Genomic DNA, 1,937 nt, shown 5'->3' with positions numbered 1-1,937 from the left:
CCACCCTCCCGTCCACCAACTCCACCACCCGGTCGGCGAACGACAACCGCGCCCGGTCATGCGTGACCAGGACCGTCGCCGTCCCCCACTCCCGCGTGAGCCGCCCCAGCAGATCGAGCACCGCCGCGCCCCGCTCATGATCCAGCGCACTGGTCGGCTCGTCCACCAGGAGCACCGCGGGCGCGTTCATCAACGCCCGTGCGATGCCGACCCGTTGACGCTGCCCGCCCGACAGCCGATGCGGGCGCCGGTGCGCGAGCGCCGCGAGGCCCACGGTGTCGAGCAGCTCCCGCGCCCGCTCCCGGACCTCGCCCGAACGTCCGCGCCCCTCGAGGCGCGCCATCAGCTCCACCTGTTCGAGCGCGGTCAGCGACGCAAGCAGATTCGGCTGCTGGAAGACGATCCCCATCCTCCGGCGCCGCAACTCCGCACGCTCGGCCGGGGACAGGGCCCCCGTCTCCGTACCTCCGACGACCACCCGCCCCCGGTCGGGCGTCACCAGCGTCGCGGCCACCGCGAGCAGGCTGGACTTCCCGGAGCCGGACGGGCCGACGACCGCCGTCAGCGTCCCGGCGGGGACGTCGAGCCCGACGCCGTCGAGCGCCGTGAGCCTTCCCTCCCCGTCCGGGTACGTCAGCGTGATGTCTTCGAGCAGCAGACTCATCGGGCACTCCCCAGCGCGGTCAGCGGATCCACGGCGGTGATCCGCCGGACGGACAGGCCCGCGCCCAACGCCCCGAGGGCGATCATCACGGCGGCGGGCCACAGCACGGTCGGCGGATCGAGTACGAAGGGGACGTCGCCGCCGCTGATCGCGGCACCGGCCACCGCCGCGATCCCCGTCCCCAGGGCCGTCCCGACGGCGAGCATCAGCACGGCCTGCCCCAGGGCGTCCCTGAGCAGATAGGGCGTGGACGCGCCCAGCGCCTTCAGTACCGCGATGTCACCGGCGCGCTGAATCGTCCACACCGTGAAGAACGCCCCTATGACGAGCGCGGAGATGACGAAGAGGAAGCCGCGCATGAGCTGCAGCGAACCGTTCTCCGCCTGGTAGGAGCCGATGGCCGTGAGCGCGCCGTCGAGGGATTTCGTCTCCGTGCCCGCCGCCTTGTCCCCGGCCGCGAGATCGACCCCGCCGCCGGTCCGCAGCGCGATGACCGTGGCCTGCTCGTCCATCGACGTACCCCGGTGGCCGAGCCCCTGCCAGTCGTCGAGCGCGGTCCATACGACGGGGGTGTGGCTGTACGAGGCGTCCGACGCGACCCGCGCGACCCGCTCCTCGACCCCGCTCCCGCCGAGCCGCACCGTGTCCCCGGGGCCGACGCCGAGGTCCGCCGCGGCCTTCTCCGACAGCACGGCCTCGCCCGGCGCCACCCCGTCCGGAGCGATCCCGGAGTCCGGCTCGACGCCGAAGGCGGACACGGCGGCCGAGCGGTCGCCCGCGGTGGCGTTGAGGGTGCTGATGCCGATGGGCTCGGCGGACCGGACGCCGGGCTGCGCCGCCCAGGCCTGCCAGGCGCGCTCCTCCACCTGGGAATGGGTGAAGGAGACGGACTGGCCGGACGGCGGCGCGGCGAAGGCGAGGCGGTCGGCCGGCAGGCCGGTGATCGCGGAGGTGTTCTCCTTGGCGAGCCCGGCGGTGAGCCCGGAAAGCAGCCCCACGAGCAGAGTGATGAGCACGACGACGGCTCCCATCAGGGCGAACCGCCCCTTGGCGAACCGAAGGTCTCTCCATGCGACGAACATGCCCCCACCCTCCGTCCGCGCCCGCCCCCACGGCATCGCGCCACAGCACGCTTCACCCGAATCGAAGGGGGTAGCCCGCGATCAACCTTTCGGTTGACGGAAGCAGGGGCGGCTGCGCCTACGCTGGAGGATCCGATGAACACGTCCACCGAGCCTCTGCCCCCGCCCCCGACCGAGGCCCCGATGCTCTC

2 protein-coding genes are annotated in these 1,937 nt (G+C 73.3%); both read right to left on the bottom strand.

From position 1 onward, the window contains the following. Window positions 1-664, bottom strand: a 664-nt coding sequence (locus E2651_RS42890; RefSeq protein WP_135336677.1) for an ABC transporter ATP-binding protein, incomplete at its 3' end; no start/stop codon positions are given. After that, complete coding sequence (locus E2651_RS42885) at window positions 661-1,746, bottom strand: ABC transporter permease (RefSeq protein WP_135336676.1); 1,086 nt, start codon at window positions 1,744-1,746, stop codon at window positions 661-663. The genes E2651_RS42885 and E2651_RS42890, both read right to left, overlap by 4 nt. Between the last annotated feature and the right edge of the window lie 191 nt (window positions 1,747-1,937).

Origin of the sequence: Streptomyces sp. MZ04 (assembly GCF_004684775.1) — a bacterium.
GTDB lineage: Bacteria > Actinomycetota > Actinomycetes > Streptomycetales > Streptomycetaceae > Streptomyces.
This window is presented reverse-complemented; position numbering and strand designations above follow the sequence as displayed.